The following is a 1,902-nucleotide window of genomic DNA, read 5'->3' as shown; positions in this document are numbered from 1 at the left end:
TCAAAAGGATATTTTGCCATACAAATAACGACCCCCAAAAGTTAGATTTTTTGGTCTAACTTTTGGGGGTCGCTTCAGCTTTAAAAGCCAAGGTTCTTTTTTATGCTATTTAGCGTAATCAGTTGCTCGCGTTTCACGAATAACCGTTACTTTGATATGTCCTGGATAATCAAGATCATCTTCAATTTTTTTGCGGATATCACGTACTAGACGAACCGCATCTAAATCGGAGATCTCTTCTGGCTTAACCATAACTCGTACTTCTCGTCCTGCTTGTACAGCAAAACTTGAATCTACACCTTTGAAGCCATTCGCAATATTTTCTAAGTTTTGTAAACGACGGATATAGTTTTCCAACGATTCGCTACGTGCACCTGGTCTAGCAGCGGATAAAGCATCTGCTGCAGCTACCAGCACAGAGATAACTGAAGTAGCTTCTACGTCTCCATGGTGGGATGCAATTGCGTTAATGACTACAGGATTTTCTTTATATTTGGCAGCAAGTTCAGCACCAATCTCAACATGTGAGCCTTCAATTTCATGATCAAGTGCTTTCCCAATATCATGCAGCAGTCCAGCACGTTTTGCTAACTGAATGTCCTCACCTAATTCAGCAGCTAGAACACCCGAAAGTTTTGCCACTTCAATTGAGTGATTCAATACGTTTTGTCCATAACTGGTTCTAAAGCGTAAACGTCCCAATATCTTGATCAAATCAGGATGTAGGGTATGTGCACCGACTTCAAAGGCTGCTTGTTCCCCATATTCACGGATGTGTTCATCCATTTCTTTGCGGGATTTCTCAACCATCTCTTCAATACGTGCAGGATGGATCCGTCCATCTTGGATCAGTTTCTCTAATGTCATTCGTGCAATCTCTCGACGGATTGGATCGAATCCTGATAGTACAACTGCTTCTGGTGTGTCATCGATAATCAGATCAATACCGGTCAATGTTTCCAATGTCCGAATATTGCGTCCTTCTCGTCCAATGATTCGACCTTTCATCTCGTCATTTGGTAATGATACGACAGATACTGTTGTTTCTGATACTTGATCTGCAGCACAACGTTGAATTGCTAATGACAATAAGTTTTTCGCTTTACGATCTGCTTCTTCTTTTGCACGTTGCTCTGATTCTTTTACCATAATCGTTAATTCATGATTCAATTCTTCTTCCGTTGATTTCATGATCAACTCTTTGGCTTCCTCTCTAGACAAAGCCGCAATACGCTCTAATTCTTGCTGTTGCCCATCGATTAGTTTTTCTACTTCTTTTTCTCGCTCGTCAATTAATTGTTGTTTCTCACTAAGTCTGTTTTCTTTTTCTTCCAGTGAGTGCTCTCGTTTTTCCAAAGAATCATCTTTGCGATCAAGTACTTGTTCTCTTTGGAGCAAGCGATTTTCTTGTGATTTTAAATCAAGTTTGCTTTCTTTCAACTCACTTTCAATCTCTGACCGATAACGCTGATTTTCTTCCTTAGCTTCTAACAATGCTTCTTTTTTTAGAGTTTCTGCTTCTTTTTTAGCGCTTTCGATAATTCCAGTTGCAGAATTTTGCGCGCCATTGATCTCTTTTTCGTGACGAGATTTGGTCACAAAAACTCCTAATCCAAGACCGACAATTAAACCGATGATAGCGAGGAGAATGTAAAGTAGTTCCAATGAATCCACCTCCATACTATCTTTTACAATATTTTGTAGTTTTGATAAACAAATTAAAATAAATTATCAAGTTGCCTACTGCTATGTGGAAACCCACATAAGTTTATTCTAATGTTTGTACACAAGAGTGTCAACTTTAAATCCTATGTACATCACCTCCGAGAGTGTAAAATATTTTGTGTAAATAGAAAAAAGGAAGTCCCTTCTGTAGAATAGAGCTACCACAACACATTCACA

General features: G+C 39.0%; 1 protein-coding gene. It reads right to left on the bottom strand.

The features are described from left to right. Window positions 1–105: 105 nt before the first annotated feature. Window positions 106–1,680, bottom strand: a complete 1,575-nt coding sequence (gene rny / locus AB5Z52_RS16845) for a ribonuclease Y (protein WP_029487351.1) — start codon at window positions 1,678–1,680, stop codon at window positions 106–108. Window positions 1,681–1,902: the final 222 nt, after the last annotated feature.

The organism is Enterococcus sp. RTP21361st1_A6_RTP21361_211029, assembly GCF_040910045.1.
GTDB lineage: Bacteria > Bacillota > Bacilli > Lactobacillales > Enterococcaceae > Enterococcus_D > Enterococcus_D gallinarum.
This window is presented reverse-complemented; position numbering and strand designations above follow the sequence as displayed.